The sequence below is a fragment of the Mesorhizobium sp. M0293 genome (assembly GCF_040321735.1).
GTDB lineage: Bacteria > Pseudomonadota > Alphaproteobacteria > Rhizobiales > Rhizobiaceae > Mesorhizobium.
Genome location: NZ_JAMYSA010000012.1, coordinates 19534 through 35689 on the forward strand (window position 1 = coordinate 19534; position 16156 = coordinate 35689).

Consider the following 16156-nt stretch of genomic DNA (forward strand, 5'->3'; position numbering starts at 1 on the left):
ATGGGACCGGCCAGCCTATCCGAATTAACGGGGAAGCAGATTTTTGGACGCTTCACGATCGGCATATGACCGTCTGCTGAACCGTATCTCGACGCACGCCGCGCAAGTCGGCGTGATCGGATTGGGCTATGTCGGGTTGCCGCTGGCAATTGCGGTCGCACGCGCCGGCTTCCCGGTTTTCGGCTTCGACATCGAAGCCCAGAAGGTCGAGAGCCTGAACAACGGCCAATCCTACATCGAGGCGGTGACATCGACAGCCCTTGCCGGCCACGTGGCGAGTGGACGGTTCCGCGCCACGGCAGATTTTGCCGAACTGTCCGTCTGCGATATCATCATCATCTGCGTTCCGACACCGCTGACGAAAAACCGTGAGCCGGATCTCTCCTTTGTCAGGAACACCACTGGCACCATCGCAAAGCATCTGCGTCTCGGCCACCTCATCGTGCTGGAATCTACTACCTATCCCGGCACCACCGACGACGTGATCAAGCCCATACTGGAAGAAACCGGCTTGCAGTCGAAGATAGACTTCTTCCTCGGCTTCTCGCCCGAACGCGAGGATCCTGGCAACCGCAACTTTGAAGTCGCGACGATCCCGAAGGTCGTGGCAGGTGACGGCGTTGAAGCGGCGACGCTCGTGCAGGCTTTCTACCAATGCGTGGTCAAAACCGTCGTTCCGGTTTCCACCACGGCGACCGCCGAGGCAGTCAAGCTGACGGAAAACATCTTCCGTTCGGTCAACATAGCCCTCGTCAACGAATTGAAGGTCGTGCTCGGCGCGATGGGCATCGACATCTGGGAGGTGATCGAGGCGGCCAAGAGCAAGCCCTTCGGCTACATGCCTTTCTATCCTGGCCCCGGATTGGGCGGACACTGCGTTCCGATCGACCCCTTCTACCTGACGTGGAAGGCGCGCGAATACGAACTGCCGACGCGCTTCATCGAGCTGGCGGCGGAGATCAACACTGCCATGCCGCGTCATGTGGTCGATGAACTGGCGAAAGCGCTGGACCGGCGCTGCGGCAAGGCGCTCAGCCGCTCGCGCATTCTCGTCATCGGGCTCGCCTATAAGAAGAATGTGCCCGACATACGCGAAAGCCCCTCATTGCGGCTCATTGAGCTCATCGAGGAATGGGGCGGCAAGGCGGAATTCCACGATCCGCATGTTCCCGAGATCCCGACCACAAGGGAGCATATGGCGATCAAGGGGCGCCGCTCGGTCGAATTGACCGAGGCGGCCTTGAAGGACTTCGATGCTGTCGTCGTTGCAACCGACCATGACGCGATCGACTATCAGACAATCGCTGATCACGCCCTTCTGATCGTCGACACACGCAATGTTTTTGGCCGTCTCGGGCTCGTCCGAGAGACGGTGGTCAAGGCCTGACTGCGTCCCAGCCGGCGAATTTTCTGGCCGATGTCAGGATCGTGATTGCACTCCGTCCGCAGCTTCGCCACATAACGCCACAAGGCATGAATGCAGTTAAGCCTGTTCCTTGGTTGCAAGGACAGTCATTCGGGAAATTCTTTCGCCGTTCTGCCGCCGGAGCCGGCCTCGTTGACTTTGGGGCACCTTTGGGTCGCTGGCGGACTGTGTTATGGCGGATCGAAGGATAATGGCTCCGTCTTCGACGGGTTTCGAGGTGGTATGAGCACGGCGCAAGCAGAAATTTCCACAATTCTCATGGATAAGGTTGCCGATTGGCTGACTCAGTCGGCGCTGGCGGGCAACGAGCTGGAAACATTGGTAAAGGGGTTTTGCGAACGGCTGGCTGCTGCCGGCCTGCCGCTGAAGCGGGTGCATTTGAGCTTTTCGATGCTTCATCCGCTTTATGACGCGCTCGGCTTCACCTGGGTTCGCGGCCAAGGCATGGAAGTGGAAGGCTTCCGCAAAAAGGACGGCGTTCATTCTGACAGATTCCTGACCAGCCCATACTACTATCTGCTCAGCAACAAGCTCGACCATCTGCGGCGTCGGCTCGACCAGTCAGTCCCGTCGGAATTTCCTGTTTTCGATGAACTCAAGCTTATGGGCGTGACCGATTACATTGCTTTCGTCCATCCTTTTAACGGCAATACCAGTCAGGGCATGATCGGGTCCTGGTCCACCGACAGTGCTTCAGGTTTCACCGACAGCATGATTTCGGCGCTGCTGCGTATCCAAAACCATCTCGCCATCGCCACCAAAATGGCGGTGCTCACCAAGCTGGCCGACAACATGATGACCACTTATCTCGGCGGCGACGCCGGCAGACGCGTGCTGGACGGCCAGATCAAGCGTGGCGAGGGCGACACAATCCGGGCCGCACTGGTCATGGCCGATATGCGCGGGTCGACAAGGCTTGCCGAAACTTCCGGCCGCGAAATCTACATCGATACGCTGAACCAGTTTTTCGATGCCATTGCTGCACCTTTCAATCGCAAAGGCGGGCAGATCATGAGTTTCATAGGGGATGGCTTCATTGCCGTCTACCCTTGCGAAAGGCATCGCTCGCAGTCCGAAATCGCCTGCCAGTCTGCTCTGGCGGCAGCGCACAAGGCCACTGCGCGCATGGTGGATCTCAATCTGCGAAGGAAGGAAAAGGGGTTGTCCGACATAAAATTTGGCATCGGCCTGCATGTCGGCAACGTGATGTTCGGCAATGTCGGGCTTACCGACCGGCTCACATTCTCTGTCTTCGGCTCGGCTGTAAACGAGGTCCAGCGCCTCCAGACCCTGACCAAGAAATATCCGCACCGCGTTCTCGCCAGCAAAGACTTCGCCAGCTATTGCGGCACCAACAGCTGGCTGACGCTCGGCAACGAGGAACTGGCGGGGATCAAGCAGAAGCTGACGGTGCTTTCACCCGATCTGTCGGGCGCTCTCGCACTCGATGAAGACGGTGCGCTGGAGTCGATTTACGACCGGAGATCGGAGGCCGAGCAGGTCATGCTGCTTCATCGCGATGCCGCACGGCTGTCGGCCGGCGACCCGAGGAAGCTCCAGTAGCGCGCCCCAATCTGATCCGAACGCCTTTGGTAAGCAGTCCGGTCGCCGGATTCGCCATTGGCGACCGTTTCGAATCCAAGTTGCTCTAGGCTGGTAATGCGCTAGTCTCACTTTCTGGGCCTGCCGCTCGGCGGGCCGCCAGAGTGGGGCTGGTGTGAGAATGAATTCGGGCGTTGATCTACTTCGGGTCGAAGACGTTGGCATCTCTTTTGCCATTATCGGAGGACCGTTGCATGCCGTCAGGCGTGCAAATCTTCGCGTCCTTCCCGGCAAGGTTACCGCGCTTGTGGGCGAGTCCGGGTCCGGAAAATCGGTTCTTAGCCAGGCAGTAATGGGCATTTTGCCGAACACAGCCCATGTTCGTGGCCGTATCCTGTTTTCCGATCCTGAAAAGCCCGGCACGACTCAGGATATCCTGCGGATGCCGCGTGATGGACCCGAAATCCGGGCGTTGAGAGGCAGCCGCATCGGCAAGATCTTTCAGGAGCCGATGACATCGCTGTCGCCGCTGCACACGATCGGCAACCAGGTCAGCGAATCCCTGCAGATTCATACGCCCACGGCTCGGGCGGAGCGCAAGGCGCGGACCGAGGAAATGCTCAGCCTTGTCGGCTTTCCCAATCCCAAGCGCGCCTATGACATGTATCCGTTTGAACTTTCGGGAGGATTGCGTCAGCGCGCCATGATCGCCATGGCGCTTATCTGCCGGCCCGCTTTGTTGATCGCCGACGAGCCAACGACGGCGTTGGACGTCACCATCCAGGCGCAAATCCTGCAATTGCTGCGCGAGCTTCAGACGAAGCTGAACATGGCGATGCTGCTGATCACGCACGACCTTGGCGTAGTCGCCAACGTCGCCGACGAGGTGGTGGTCATGTATCATGGCGAGATCATGGAAGCGGGACCTGTGGAGGCGATATTCCGCCGGCCGGGCCACCCTTACCTGAGGGGCCTGATGGCAGCCGTCCCGCATTTCGACCTGAAGCCCGGTGAAAGGCTAAAGGCGCTCCGCGAGGTGCCGGTGAATGTCGGGAACCTGCTCGGCAAGCAGACGGCGCCGGCATCGAAGGGGGCGGACGACATCCTGCTGTCGGTCAGGGATCTGACAAAGACCTTCACGATCCGCAAGTCCGGTTGGTTCGGCGGAGATCATCAAACCTCTGTTCGCGCCGTGGACGGCGTGAGCTTTGATATCAGGCGGGGTGAGTGCCTGGGTCTGGTCGGCGAAAGCGGCTCCGGCAAAACCACCGTCAGCAAGATCCTCATGCGGGCTGTCACCCCTAGCGGCGGCTCTATGATCTTCAATGGCCGCGATGGTCCGATCGACATCTTGGAAGCCGAGGGAGACGCCCTGCGCATGCTGCGCGCGAAAATCCAGATGGTCTTCCAGGATCCGGTTTCGTCGCTTTCACCCCGCATGACGGTGGAGAACATTTTGAGCGAGCCGCTGGAAATCCATCGACGTGGCAATGCCGCGTCCCGACTAGCCACGGTCAAGAGCCTGATGCAGGCAATCGGGCTCGACCCGCGCTTCATAAAGCGTTATCCGCATAGTTTCTCCGGCGGGCAGCGTCAGCGTATCGGCATCGCGCGCGCGTTGGCGCTGGGGCCTGAACTCCTGATCTGCGACGAGCCGGTTTCGGCACTTGATGTCTCTGTCCAGGCGCAGATCCTGAACCTTCTGAAGGACCTGCAGAAGGAACTGGGACTGACCTACCTGTTCATATCCCACAACCTGGCGGTGGTGGACTACATGGCAGACCGTATCGCGGTGATGTGCGGCGGGCGCATCGTCGAGCTCGCGCCGCGCGAAATTCTGCTTAGGAAACCGGTCCACCCCTACACGCGCTCACTGGTCGCCGCAGTACCTTTCCCCGATCTCGACAGGCCGATGGATTTCAAGACGCTGAAACTCAGCGGCGCTTCCGACACCAGCGCATGGGCACCGCAATTCCGCGACGAGGGCGACGAAGACATGCTGTCGCCGCTCGATCTTGGCGGCGGCCACCTCGTGCTGGCCCGACGTTCGGCCGATGTCAGCGAGCTACGCCATTGATCAGCCGGCGCACCGTCCTTGGACTCATGGCTTCGGCATTTCTGCCGGGCACGTTGCGCGCCGGCGATCTGGAGCCGGAATTTCTTGAGCCGCAGCTGAAGGCCAGGGCGCTGCCGGCACTCGCCGAACGCTTGCCCAAGCGCCCGCGCGAGTTGAATCTCGCTGCGATGGGCCGGGAGCCCGGCCAGTATGGCGGCACGCTGCGTACCATCATCGGCAGCCAGAAAGATATCCGGATGATGACGATCTACGGGTACGCTCGCCTGGTCGGCTATGACGAAAAGCTTAACTTGCAAGCCGACATTCTCGAAAGTTTCGACGTAGCGGATGATCGCGTCTTCACATTCAAGATTAGGGAAGGACATAAATGGTCCGACGGCAGCCTGCTGACGCCGGAGGATTTTCGTTATTGTTGGGAAGATGTCTGGCTGAACGATGAGCTTTCGCAAGGCGGGCTCGCCCCGGCCCTGCTGGCGGACGGCAAGCCGCCACGCTTCGAGATCGTCGACCCGTTGACGGTGCGCTACAGTTGGGATGCGCCCAATCCCGACTTCCTGCCCAAGCTTGCCGCTGCTTCGCCCACACCGCTTGTTTTGCCGGCCGCCTATCTCAAGCAGTTCCACAAGAAATACCAGGATCCATTCCGGCTCGCCGGCCTGATGAAGGAGAACCGGACCGCGAAATGGACGCTCCTGCATATCCGCATGTCGCGGCAGTATCGCCCGGAGAACCCGGATCTGCCGACGCTCGATCCCTGGCAGAACCGGACCAAGCCGCCGGCCGAGCAGTTCATCTTCGAGCGCAACCCGTTCTTTCATCGAACAGACGAGAATGGCCGGCAACTGCCCTATGTCGACCGGATCATCATGAATGTCAGCTCGTCGGCAATCATCTCCGCCAAGACCGGTGCAGGCGAGAGCGACCTGCAATGCATGGGAATTGACTTCAGCGATTACTCCTTCCTGAAGGACGCGGAGAAGCGCTACCCGGTGAAGATGCATCTGTGGAAACGCACACAGGGTTCGCGGTTGGCGCTGCTGCCCAATCTGAATTGTGCCGACCCGGTGTGGCGTGGCCTTTTGCGTGACGTGCGCGTGCGCCGCGCACTTTCGCTCGCTGTAGACAGGCGCGAGATCAATATGGCCGTGTTCTACGGATTGGCGCAGGAAAGCGCCGATACGGTCCTGCCGGAGAGCCCGCTCTACCGGCCGGAATTCGCGAAGGCCTGGGCTACCCATGATCCCGACCAGGCCAATGCCCTGCTTGACGAGGTCGGGCTTCAGGCACGTGACGATGACGGTCTGCGGATACTTGCCGATGGACGCTCGGCGCAGATCATCGTGGAAACGGCCGGCGAAAGCACGCTGGAAACCGACGCGCTCGAACTCATCACCGATCACTGGCGCAAGATCGGCGTCGCCCTATTCATCCGGACTTCGCAGCGCGACATCTTCCGCAGCCGCGCGCTTGGTGGCCAGATCATGATGTCGATGTGGTCGGGCATCGACAATGGCGTGCCGACCGCCGACATGAACCCATACCAGCTGGCCCCCACCATCGACGACCAACTGCAATGGCCGCTCTGGGGCGCTTACTATCTGTCCCATGGCAAGATGGGTGAGGCGCCCGATCTTCCTAAAGTGGTCGAGTTGATGGCTTTGCTTAGGCGCTGGAACTCCTCGACTGAAACCACGGAGCGCGCCGAAATCTGGAATTCAATGCTGTCGATCTACACCGATCAGGTGTTCTCGATCGGTACGGTGAACGGAACGCATCAGCCGATTCTGGTGTCCTCGCGCCTGCGCAATCTGCCTGACAAGGCACTCTTCGGCTACGACCCGACCGCCTATTTCGGTGTCTACATGCCGGATACATTCTGGCTTGGAGGCTCCTGAGCGTGCTTCGATATCTAGTCTGGCGCATCGCCGTGATGGTTCCAACGCTGCTGGTCATATCTGCGCTGGTGTTCACGATCATCGAACTTCCACCGGGTGACTATTTCGACAGCTATGTTGCCGAGCTTCGAGCCCAGGGCGAAGCGGTGGACTCCGATCGCATCGAGATGATGCGCAAGGAATACGGTTTCGACCAGCCGCCGGTCATTCGCTACTTCTACTGGATCGGCGGGATGCTGCACGGCGATTTCGGCTATTCCTTCGAATATGAGCTGCCGGTTCGCGACGTCGTCGGGGACCGAATGTGGCTGACCGTGCTGGTTTCCTTCGTCACCATCATCTTCACCTGGCTCATCGCCTTTCCGATCGGCATGTACTCCGCCACCCATCAATACAGCTGGGGCGACTACGGCCTGACTTTCTTCGGCCTTCTCGGCCTTGCCATTCCAAATTTCATGCTGGCGCTGATCCTGATGTATTTCGCCAACATCTGGTTCGGCACGTCCATCGGCCATCTCATGGACCTGCAATATCTCGGCGAGCCGATGAGTTGGGCCAAGGCGAAGTCGATCCTCGCCCATCTCTGGATTCCGGTCTTGATCATCGGCACCGGGGGCACGGCAAGCATGATCCGGCGGCTGCGCGCCAATCTACTCGATGAGCTGCACAAGCAATATGTCGTGACAGCGCGCGCCAAAGGCCTTCATCCGTTCAAGGCACTGGTCAAATATCCGCTGCGCATGGCGCTCAATTTCTTCATTTCCGATATCGGCTCCATCCTGCCGGCCATCATCTCCGGCGCTGAAATCACGGCGATCGTGCTGTCTTTGGAAACGACCGGGCCGATGCTGATCAAGGCGCTGCAAAGCCAGGACATGTATCTGGCGGGTTCGTTCCTGATGTTCCTCGCCTTCCTGACGGTCATCGGCGTGCTGATTTCCGACCTGGCGCTGGCGCTGCTTGATCCACGAATTCGTTTGCAGGGCGGCAGCACCAAATGAACACGCAATCGCCGCTGCCCGCTCCGGGCGCTCCACTGCAACACTACGTTTCCATCGCGCCCTTTGACCTGCAGTCGGTCGAGGCGATGACGCCCGAACAGTCGAAGGTCTTTCAGGCGTCGCAGTTGCGGCTGATGTGGTGGAAATTCCGCATGCACCGGCTTGCCCTCGTATCCGGCATATTCCTGGCAGTGCTGTATTTCGGGATACTGATCTGCGAGTTCCTGGCGCCCTACAATCTGCACACGCGTAATATGGACTACATCTATTCGCCTCCGCAGCGAGTGCACCTTTTCCACAACGGCCAGTTCGTCGGGCCGTTCGTCTATGGCCGCCAGATGACGCTGGATATGGACACGCTCAAGCGGAACTACATCGAGAACCAGGATGATGTTCAGCGGCTCCGTTTTTTCTGCAAGAGCGACAGTTATCGGTTCTGGGGCTTGATCGAAGGTGACAGGCATTTTGTCTGCCCTGCCGAAAACGGCCAGCTCTTTCTAGCCGGCACTGACAGGCTGGGGCGCGACGTGCTCTCGCGCATGATCTATGGCGCACGCATTTCACTGACAATCGGCCTCGTCGGCATCAGTTTCAGCTTCCTGCTCGGCATCGTCATCGGCGGACTGGCCGGCTATCACGGCGGTATCTTCGACTTGGTCGTTCAACGAATAATCGAAGTTCTGCAATCGATTCCCAGCATTCCGCTATGGCTGGCCCTGGCGGCGATCATGCCGATAACCTGGAGTCCGATCCTGATCTATTTCGGCATCACCGTCATCCTCGGACTGCTCGACTGGACCGGGCTGGCGCGGGCCGTGCGGTCAAAGCTTCTGGCCTTGCGCGAGGAGGATTACGTTCTGGCCGCGCAGTTGATGGGCGCCGGGAGCAGCCGCATCATCAGGCGGCATCTCATTCCCGGCTTCATGTCGCATCTGATCGCGACGGCGACGCTCTCCATACCCGGCATGATCCTGGGCGAGACTGCGCTGAGCTTCCTTGGACTCGGCCTGAGGGCGCCGATAACCAGCTGGGGCATCCTGCTCACCGAGGCGCGCAGCGTCAGCGTCATCGCGTTCTATCCATGGCTGCTCTTGCCGATGCTGCCCGTCGTTCTCGTCATCATGGCGTTCAACTTCCTCGGCGATGGCTTGCGAGACGCCGCGGACCCCTACAAATGAGATCGCTGCTCCGCCGCGCGCTGTGCCGCCAGCTCCATCCGGCATGATGCTTGTCGGCGGCCTGTTCGGTTGTTGCAGGGTTCGTCGTTGGCCTCTATATGCGGCAAGCCTCGATCGGGGTTGCTGGTTCAGGACATACAATCGCATATGAGTCGCCTCGACAGTTTCATCCGCAGGATGACCGCACAGCGCGACATTCTCGATCTTGTCTGCGCCGAGGTGGCGAAGATGGAGGGGCCTGTGGTCGAGCTCGGCCTCGGCAATGGTCGGACGTTCCATCATCTGCGCGAGCGTCTGCCCGGACGCCGGATCGTGGCGTTTGACCGCGCACTTGCCGCACACGCCAGCTCAATTCCCGAAGCTGAAAACCTCGTGCTCGGCGAAATACGCGAGACGGCGAGCAGGTTCATTGGCATCGACGCCGCTCTTGTTCATGCCGACATCGGCACCGGCTATGAAGATCGCGATGCAGTGACCTCTACCTGGCTTCCCGATCTGACCGCGCGCCTGCTTCGCGTCGGCGGCATCGCGGTCAGCGGCACGCCGCTCGATCACCCGCAGTTGCAACGCCTCCCGCTGCCGCCTTCGGTGCCCGCCGATCGTTATTTCATTTGTAGGCGCGTGTGAGGGCCGAGACGACCCAAGTCTTCAGGGGATCGTATAGACTGCTATCTCCCGCTCAATGCCAGGCAGCGAGACCTCGTGGGGCACGGGCGTCAGTGCGTTCCTGTGCAACAGATCGGCGGTGAGATTGTCGTCGACCACCGCACGAGTGGCGAAGATCGCCTGTGCGGTGGCAAGGTTCTGGACCCGCGAAGCAATGTTGACCGTCTGGCCGAAATAGTCCTGTCGCTCGTTCATAGACACGGCGATGCAGGGGCCGGCATGGACTCCGATCTTGAGCAGCAGATCCTCGCGCCCGCTCTTGTCGTTGAGCGCACGCATGGCATCTCGCATCCTGAGGGCCGCCGCAATCGCACGATCAGGCGTCGCGAAGGTCGCCATCACCGCATCACCGATCGTCTTCACCACCGCGCCTGCCTCCGCCGCGACGATCTCGTGCAGAACCTGGAAATGCTCGCGCACGAGATCGAAGGCTGAAAGGTCGCCCACCCGCTCGTAAAGCGCGGTCGATCCGCGCAGGTCGGTGAACAGGAAGGTCAGGCTGGTGATCTTCAGGCGCTGGTTGATGTCGAGGGTATCCGTGCGATAGAGATCGCGGAACGTCTGGTTGGTGAGCAGGCGCTTGGCGGTCAGGAAGGGCCGCCGTTTGCCAAGCAAATCATGCAATGCCTGGCCGGCGATGAAGACCGTCGGCAGCACGCGGGTGTCGGTCCTGTTTTCCAGCGAAATGCGCATCGGGCCGGGTTGCATCTCCAGCGTCTGGCTCTGGACATGGTCGCGGTCGAAGACCAAAGAGAGGCTTCGGCGCTCCTTTGTTGGTTCGCCCTTCCCGTCGATGAACTGCGCTGAATGGGTGACCGGCTCGAAGACGATGATGAATTCGGACGGAAGCTGTATGGGCAGAACCGCCTTTTCACCGGGCGCAAGCTCGATATCCTCCAGCGAGAACGCTTCCATCTTTTTCGCGAAATCGTCTTCCGGCAGATCGACGCCGGACGCCCAGTAGATCTGGCGGAAATATTCCACCAACGGCAGTTCGTGTGGATTGTGTGCGGCAATCCTGCGCACGCGGGGACTGACGGTGAATGTCACCTCGACCATCTCGTCGAGGGTCGGCGAATAGCCCTCGGAGCACAGCGCGCAGGTGTATTCGTCCTTCTGCAGGGTTTTCAGCGTGGCGTTGGTGTCGAGCACGCCGCCACAGCCGGGGCACAGCACATTCCAGGAAATGTCGAAGATGCCCACCCGCGCCGCGTGGAGAAAGGCGCTTATGGCGCGTTCTTCGTCGAGGCCATGCTTGCTGGCGAAGGCTGGCGCATTGATGCGACAAAGTTCGCGGTCCTTGCCCTCCGCGACGGTTCGCTTGATCGCGTCGATTGCCTGTGGATCGACATCGGTCGATTGCCGCAGAAGCGAGAACAGATCCTGAGCTTCGTTCATCGTGCAGGCTCCGGAAAATGCGCCCCCAAGGCGTGTTGACCGGACCGGTCTTTGGTCCGAGTGCTCCATTTTACTTCGAAACGGACCGTACGGCCATTCGAATAGATAAGCCTGGTGAGAGTTCAATTTCCGTATATTGTACTTCGCGTACCCAAAGGGATATAATCCTGAGATCTGATTCCCTTTCGGTAGTCCCGCCAGTCCAGAATGAGGCGGACTACCTTGACTTCATGGGTCGAATGACTGAGTACCCGCGCCTTGCCTACAGCATGAAAGCCGTTCGCAAGGCAGGCGACCGGCTGGCAAAACCTATTCAGTTCGGACGAGACATCACTGCCGGCCAGTACGTGGACGCACTCGAAATCTTCTCAATCGCCAATAGCTGGCGCGACTCGCACTTTCTGCCGATGCGGAGCGTTCGGTTCTCTGTCGGTCACCACATGAGAGCCCTGCGACTGAAGGGCGACATGGCATCCCGTCCGAAGCGTATGGCATCCATTCGTCGGAAGCTTCGAGAGTCCACCACCAATTTGGACACCATGAACGACATCGGCGGTTGCCGAGCGATCATGGCCGACATCAAAGGTGTTCGCTCGCTTCTCGCATCGATGCGAGACAAGTTCCCCCATGAGATCCACTCTCGGGAATTCAACTATATCGATGAGCCGAAGCCGGACGGCTATCGAAGTCACCATATTGTTTTCAAGTACCGACCCAGAGATGCCGACACTGAGGCTTTCGAGGGACGACGCATCGAATTGCAAGTTCGGACCACACTTCAGCACTCATGGGCAACTGCAGTTGAGGCTGTCGGGCTATTCGGGGACCAGGATTTGAAGCACGGAAAGGGCGAGCAGGATTGGCTACGCCTTTTCCAGCTTATGTCGGCGGAATTCGCGCGCGTTGAGCAGTGTCCCGTTCATATCGGTGTTCCGGATCACAATGACCGGGTGCGAGAATTGCGGGATATCAACGAGCGTATAGGTGCGACCAGCATACTAGACGATATCAAGAATCTTACCCATTACTCAGAGCATTTCGTACAGCCCACGGAAAAATCTCGATACTATTTGCTCCAATATGGCGAAGCTCATAACGTGACCATCAAACCATTCCGGACGCTTATGTTAGGCGCGCGGACATTGGAACAGATAGAGAAAAAAATCGAGCTAAGGGGCGTTGGTGCAACGGCTGTCTTGGTCGAGGTAGATAAAGTCGAAAAGCTTGTTGAAATGTATCCGAATTACTTCGGAGAGGTTTCCTTATTTGTTCGCAATCTGAAATCCATCTGCACGGGAAAAGCGGCTATCGAATACAGTCTAGCCCCGCAAAAGGTGGTTGCTCCTTAAGCCCTACGAAAAGCCCGATTATGGTTGGCTTAAGCGTCGCTTCCGTTTGAAGTAGCTGGACCATAGGCCTTCCTCGGCAGAATTCGCCCTATAGCCCGTTCGAAATCCTTGCCGCTTTCATCAGCCTCTAGCTCACGAGCGGCTTCCTTGAACCGCTCGGATTGCTCTTTCTGACTAAGCTTTCCAGCCTTTTTGAGCTTTGGCACGGTATTTGGACGGTCGCCAGACGCCATGGGGTGCATCACCTTGCACCAGTCGTTTCATAGGTCAGACGCTTGCCGCCAAGCGGGCCAAGCTTGCCGTCGCGCGTGGCTTCACGGATGCGGTGCAAGATGAACCAAGCGGTTTTCAAGGTCACGCCAAGGGTGCGGTGAAGCTTATTGCTGGAAATACCCTTCTTGGACGAAGCGACAAGGAAGATCGCCTGTAGCCAATGGTTGAGCTTGACGTGGCTGGCTTCAAAGAAGGTGCCAATCTTCACGGTGAAGGGCTTGCGGCACTGGTAGCACTTATAGGTGCCGATGCGGGTGCTCTTGCCTTCCATCTTCGCAATGCGCTCAACGCCGCCGCAATGCGGGCAAACAGGACCGTTCGGCCAAATCCTGGCTTCTACGAACTTGTAGGCTGCGGCTTCGTCGTGAAAGTGGCGGTCTGAAAGACCGGACATCTGTATAACTCCTTATAAAATATAATAAATCCGTTTATATGGGTACGTCAAGTATAGTATATGTGGTTCAATTTCTGTTCGACAGTTTTCATAGGCCGGGAGCGGCACTATGATGGTCCATGGGGTATTCATCTTTGGGAGTCTCTCCCACGCCGACATCCAACAACCCGCCATTTCCCGCGGCCCTGCGGCTTTTCTCTGTGGTGGTCATTATCGTCCTGATCGTAGGCGCCGGCCTGTTTTTCGCGCCTGCACTGGTCAAGCCGCGCTGGCCTTGGGCCGTCACGCCGTTCAACGCCCGCTTCCTCGGCGGCTTCTACACCGCCGAAATGGTCGTGATGGCGGCGCTGCTGTTCTGGAATCGCTGGTCGCCCGGCAGGCTTGTGCTCGTCATGGCCTTCATCTTCACCGTCATCGTGTCGGTGGCTTCGTTCATCAATCTCGGCTATTTCAACTTTGAGCGCAAAGCGCCCTGGCTCTGGTTTTTGGTCTATCTTGCTTCGGTCGCGGTATCCGGGCTGTTCCTGTGGCGGGCCAGGGCCCGTCCTTCTGCAAAAGGCGTGACCTTAAGCCCCGCATGGCGCGGCTACATGCCGGTGGAATCGGCGATCCTTGGGCTCTATGGCGTCGGCCTGTTGCTATTTCCCCTGACATTCAGCAGCGTCTGGCCATGGCCGGTTGATGCCTTTCACGCTCAGGTCTACAGCGCCATCTTCCTCGCCGGTGCGGGCGGCATATATCTCGTCTGGAGAAGCGCGCCCCGCGAGGAACTGCTGGTACTCGGCTTGGCGCAGTTTCTGCTTGGCCTTCTCGCCATCCTTGGCCTCGTCATCACCGACGCTGCGATGCACCGGATCGACTGGACGGCGACCGGGACATTGTGCTGGCTGGCCTTCTTCGGCTGGATAGGCATCAGCGGCGTTTTCAAACTCTACGCCGCCTGCCGGTATTTTAGCTCGCAATCGGCATCATAGGTTGCGGATACGGCTGGATTTTCAGGTGATGTCCGGTGCATCGTGCCAGGCCGATTGCCTTCGCCGGGAACGCCATGACCAGCACGACCTCGCCATCCTCCGAGAAAATCCAGCCGCAGCTCCGGGCCGTTCGGCCAAGCGATGCGGAGGCCCTTTGCGCTATCTTCAACATGCCGGGCTTCCGCTGGGGCACGCTCAGAATCCCGTTCGAGATGGTGGAGCAGGTGGAGCGGCGCATCGCCAAATCCGGCCAGGAGACCACCTGGATCGTTGCCGAGCTGGACGGCAAGATCGTCGGCCATGGCAGCCTGGTCGTGCAGGGTTCGCCGCGCCGCTCGCATATCGGCGAGATCAATATCGGCCTTGACGATGGCTTTGTCGGCAAGGGCATCGGCTCCGCCATCCTTGGCGCGCTGCTTGACGTGGCCGACAACTGGCGCGCCCTGAAGCGGGTGGAATTGAGCGTCTATGCCGACAACGAACCGGCTATCCGCCTCTACACAAGCCACGGATTCGAGGTTGAAGGCCGGCATGTGAAGGCAGGTTTTACCGACGGGCGGTACCACGACCTCCTAACCATGGCGCGGCTGCGGTTCTGATGACCGCCGTCTTTGATCCAACCCCTACGCCTCCGGCGGAAATTCTGGCTGTGCTGTCGCTGCTCTGCCCGGAAGTCGTGCGTGACATCGAGCAGAACTGGAATGCACCGGTAGCCGATTACGCCCGCCATCTGTGGCGGCCGGTGGCAAGGCCTGCATCGGACCCGGCGATCGCTGCCCGCTCGATCCTGCGCGAAGTCCTGCATCAGCGCCTTGATGTGATCATGCAGCCTGAAGAGATCGGCAAGGCCCTCGAAGAGTTCGAGCACAGACCGGTGATTCAGTCCGGCCTGCACTGCCTGCTTCTTATGGACCGGATCACCTTCGATGCCCTCCTGCTTGCCTGGCTCGGCGCGGTCGAAAACGGGCTGTCGGCCTTCTTCGGCTTCATGGGAACGACGATGACCATGGAGACAATTGGCCGGGAGGGGCCGGGATGGCTCGATGTCGGCGACGACAAGGTCAACCTGTTTGGCATGGGCCGCCATAAACTGTGCCGCAAAAGCGTCTGCGTGGCTGGTCCTGTCTCCCTCAACAAGCACGCGCTCGAAGCGGTGGGCGATGAAACGGATGCCAGCCGCTGGCTGGGCACACTGCTTGCCAGCCAGGACAAGGTGTTTGGAACCGCCGCCGATGCGCTGACAACCCTCAACGAGGATCTGGTCGCCAATTGGGATCGTTCCGGCATAGCCCTGCCGGTTTTCATCGATGATCGGCTCGCCGCTTCTGCCATGGCGCGGCACCTGGAATATGACGGCAGCTTTCTTTCCAGGCTGCTCATTGAGCCCGCAAGGCGCCAGCGTCTCGACCATGCTATGCAAGAAGCCGCATCAGGCCCATTCGGCAGGTTCCTGCCCAACACCACGGACTATTTCTGGGGCATCCGCGAGGAGCGCGTGCGTAAGCTCGTCCTCGATAACGGGCACCTGATCGAGCCTGACAGGCCGCATGGTGTTTCCATCCCGTTCGAGCGGCTGCATCTCAGACAGGCGCTGCTGGACGGCGTGCTGCTGCCGAACCTGTTTCTGATGTTCCTCGTCCTGGCTATATTGCCGCGCGTGCGGGTTGTGGGCGGTCTGAGACAGATTGGCTATGTCGCGCTTTTCCACTCGATCCTGCTGGCTGCGCTGGACGAAAACGCGCCGGAAGAGCGCGATCTGGCTGCGGAGCTGCAGGTTCGGGAAAATGCCTGGGGCATGCGGGTCATTGATGAAAAGATCTCGGTCCGCGAGCAGCTTGCCGGCCTGCCGGAAGGGGCGCTCTTCCCGGACCTGCTCCGGCAATACCGTTTGCGGACATTTGCCGAGACGACCGACGACCTGAAACTGGTTCGCGAAAACGCCCGATGGCGCAAGGTCGGCCAGGCCTCCGGCGCCTGATCCGG

At 59.4% G+C, this 16156-nt stretch carries 13 protein-coding genes and 1 pseudogene; 11 read left to right on the forward strand and 3 right to left on the reverse strand.

Annotated features, from left to right (window positions below; translation table 11 throughout):
* Positions 1-43 precede the first annotated feature (43 nt).
* From NKJ06_RS07255 to NKJ06_RS07285, 7 genes are all read left to right on the forward strand, one after another.
* Positions 44-1387, forward strand: a complete 1344-nt coding sequence (locus NKJ06_RS07255; protein ID WP_352630009.1) for a nucleotide sugar dehydrogenase — start codon at positions 44-46, stop codon at positions 1385-1387.
* 261 nt (positions 1388-1648) lie between these two features.
* Positions 1649-2989, forward strand: a complete 1341-nt coding sequence (locus tag NKJ06_RS07260) for an adenylate/guanylate cyclase domain-containing protein (protein WP_352630007.1) — start codon at positions 1649-1651, stop codon at positions 2987-2989.
* A gap of 160 nt (positions 2990-3149) precedes the next feature.
* A complete protein-coding gene (locus NKJ06_RS07265; protein WP_352630005.1) occupies positions 3150-5045 on the forward strand; it encodes an ABC transporter ATP-binding protein in 1896 nt (631 codons plus the stop codon).
* On the forward strand, positions 5042-6940 hold the full coding sequence (locus tag NKJ06_RS07270) for an ABC transporter substrate-binding protein (protein ID WP_352630003.1): 1899 nt from the start codon (positions 5042-5044) through the stop codon (positions 6938-6940). The genes NKJ06_RS07265 and NKJ06_RS07270 overlap by 4 nt, the downstream gene beginning before the upstream one ends.
* 2 nt (positions 6941-6942) lie before the next feature.
* On the forward strand, positions 6943-7941 hold the full coding sequence (locus NKJ06_RS07275) for an ABC transporter permease (protein ID WP_352630000.1): 999 nt from the start codon (positions 6943-6945) through the stop codon (positions 7939-7941).
* Positions 7938-9119 (forward strand): ABC transporter permease, encoded by a 1182-nt coding sequence (locus NKJ06_RS07280; RefSeq protein ID WP_352629998.1) that lies wholly within the window; start codon positions 7938-7940, stop codon positions 9117-9119. Before NKJ06_RS07275 ends, NKJ06_RS07280 begins: the two co-directional genes overlap by 4 nt.
* Positions 9120-9266: 147 nt before the next feature.
* Positions 9267-9746 (forward strand): class I SAM-dependent methyltransferase, encoded by a 480-nt coding sequence (locus tag NKJ06_RS07285; protein WP_352629996.1) that lies wholly within the window; start codon positions 9267-9269, stop codon positions 9744-9746.
* Positions 9747-9767: 21 nt separating this feature from the next.
* On the opposite strand, the gene NKJ06_RS07290 is transcribed toward NKJ06_RS07285, so the two are convergent.
* Positions 9768-11183 (reverse strand): adenylate/guanylate cyclase domain-containing protein, encoded by a 1416-nt coding sequence (locus NKJ06_RS07290; protein WP_352629995.1) that lies wholly within the window; start codon positions 11181-11183, stop codon positions 9768-9770.
* A gap of 239 nt (positions 11184-11422) precedes the next feature.
* Here NKJ06_RS07290 and NKJ06_RS07295 point away from each other — a divergent pair, with 239 nt between their 5' ends.
* Positions 11423-12532 (forward strand): RelA/SpoT-related domain-containing protein, encoded by a 1110-nt coding sequence (locus tag NKJ06_RS07295; protein ID WP_352629993.1) that lies wholly within the window; start codon positions 11423-11425, stop codon positions 12530-12532.
* 29 nt (positions 12533-12561) lie between these two features.
* On the opposite strand, the gene NKJ06_RS07300 is transcribed toward NKJ06_RS07295, so the two are convergent.
* Both NKJ06_RS07300 and NKJ06_RS07305 read right to left on the reverse strand, forming a co-directional pair.
* Positions 12562-12765 carry a hypothetical protein gene (locus tag NKJ06_RS07300; RefSeq protein WP_352629991.1) on the reverse strand — a complete coding sequence of 68 codons (204 nt, stop codon included), beginning with the start codon at positions 12763-12765 and terminating at the stop codon, positions 12562-12564.
* Positions 12766-12809: 44 nt separating this feature from the next.
* A pseudogene (locus NKJ06_RS07305) lies at positions 12810-13199 on the reverse strand (transposase); the annotation flags it as partial.
* A 203-nt stretch (positions 13200-13402) separates the two neighbouring features.
* Between NKJ06_RS07305 and NKJ06_RS07310 the strand changes: the two are divergent.
* The 3 genes from NKJ06_RS07310 to NKJ06_RS07320 all read left to right on the forward strand — a co-directional run bounded on the left by NKJ06_RS07310 (position 13403) and on the right by NKJ06_RS07320 (position 16151).
* The gene (locus NKJ06_RS07310) at positions 13403-14173 is read left to right on the forward strand and encodes a hypothetical protein (RefSeq protein ID WP_352809475.1); all 771 of its coding nucleotides are present in this window, start codon (positions 13403-13405) and stop codon (positions 14171-14173) included.
* 74 nt (positions 14174-14247) lie between these two features.
* Positions 14248-14772 (forward strand): GNAT family N-acetyltransferase, encoded by a 525-nt coding sequence (locus NKJ06_RS07315; protein WP_352809476.1) that lies wholly within the window; start codon positions 14248-14250, stop codon positions 14770-14772.
* The gene (locus NKJ06_RS07320) at positions 14772-16151 is read left to right on the forward strand and encodes a hypothetical protein (RefSeq protein ID WP_352809477.1); all 1380 of its coding nucleotides are present in this window, start codon (positions 14772-14774) and stop codon (positions 16149-16151) included. Before NKJ06_RS07315 ends, NKJ06_RS07320 begins: the two co-directional genes overlap by 1 nt.
* Positions 16152-16156: the final 5 nt, after the last annotated feature.